Annotated in this window: 2 protein-coding genes; both read left to right on the forward strand. The window is 66.8% G+C overall.

Annotated elements, in window-relative coordinates; translation table 11 throughout:
* A partial coding sequence (locus MOV75_RS38260; protein ID WP_247008016.1) for an efflux RND transporter permease subunit occupies nucleotides 1–246 on the forward strand: 246 nt, incomplete at its 5' end.
* Nucleotides 233–1,366: efflux RND transporter periplasmic adaptor subunit (locus MOV75_RS38265; RefSeq protein WP_247008017.1), on the forward strand; the 1,134-nt coding region annotated here is incomplete at its 3' end. The genes MOV75_RS38260 and MOV75_RS38265, both read left to right, overlap by 14 nt.

Raw genomic sequence — 1,366 nt, forward strand, 5'->3', positions numbered from 1 at the left:
GGCTTCGTCCGGTTCCGTCCGGTGCTGATGACCGCGCTTGCCATGATCATCGGCATGGCGCCGATGGCGCTGGGGCTCGGCGAGGGCGGCGAACAGAATGCGCCGCTCGGCCGCGCCGTGATCGGCGGCCTGGTCTTTGCAACCTTCGCCACGCTGATGTTTGTCCCCGTGGTGTTCAGCATGGTACACAAGAAACAAGGCGCCAAAGCCGCCGCCCGATCGGAGACCTCGCATGTCGCCCACTGAACCCCGCTCCCCGGTCTCGCACCGGAAACTGGGCATCTTCGGCGTGGTGGTGCTGATTGCGGCTGGCCTCGTCGTCGGCACCGGCATCCGCGCCCGCGAAGAGCAGGGGACCAGGCTGAAGGAATGGACCGACGATCAGGCCGTTCCCAGCGTCGCGGTGACCCAGCCCAGTGCCAAGGCCCTCAACGCCACCATCGACCTGCCGGGCCGGCTGGAAGCCTATTATCGCGCGCCGATCTTCTCGCGCGTGTCGGGTTATCTCAAGAGCTGGAGCGCCGACATCGGCGCCCGCGTCAAGGCAGGGCAGGTGATCGCCGAGATCGAGGCGCCTGACCTGGACCAGCAATTGCTGCAAGCCCGAGCCGACCTCGCCAGCCAGCAGGCCAGCGCAAGGCTGTCGGAGGCGACTCTGAACCGGCGCAAGACGCTGGTCGCCTCCAATTTCGTCTCCGCGCAGGAGATCGACGAGCGCACTGCGGATCTCTCCAACAAGAACGCTGCCGTCAATTCGGGCAAGGCCAACGTCGAGCGTCTGGAAGCGCTGGCCGGCTACAAGAAGATCACCGCGCCGTTCGACGGCGTCGTCACCGCGCGCGACACCGACGTCGGTGCGCTGATCAATGCCGGCGGCGGCTCGGGCCCGGCGATGTTCGTGGTCTCCGACATCACCAAGCTGCGCGTCTACGTCAACGTGCCCCAGAATTACGTGCCGGCCATCAAGATCGGCGCCAAGGCGACGATCACGCTGCCGGAATACCCGAACCGGACTTTTCAGGCGACCGTGGAGGCTTCCTCGCAGGCCGTCGATGTTGCCTCCGGCACCACGCGCATGCAGCTCGGGCTCGACAATTCGAGTGGCGAGCTGATGCCCGGCGGCTATGCCGGCGTGAAGCTGAATCTCCAGCGCGACTCCGCTCCGCTCAGCATCCCCGCCAGCGCGCTGATCTTCAACAGCAGCGGCCTGCGCGTTGCGACCGTCGGGCCCGACGACAAGGTGTTGTTCAAGCCCGTGACCATCGCCCGCGACCTCGGCCGCGAGATCGAGCTCGCCTCGGGAATTGCAGCGGATGACCGCGTCATCACTGCGCCGCCGGACGGCCTCTCCGACGGCGATGCGGTG

Source organism: Bradyrhizobium sp. PRIMUS42 (assembly GCF_023006515.1).
Classification (GTDB): Bacteria; Pseudomonadota; Alphaproteobacteria; order Rhizobiales; family Xanthobacteraceae; genus Bradyrhizobium.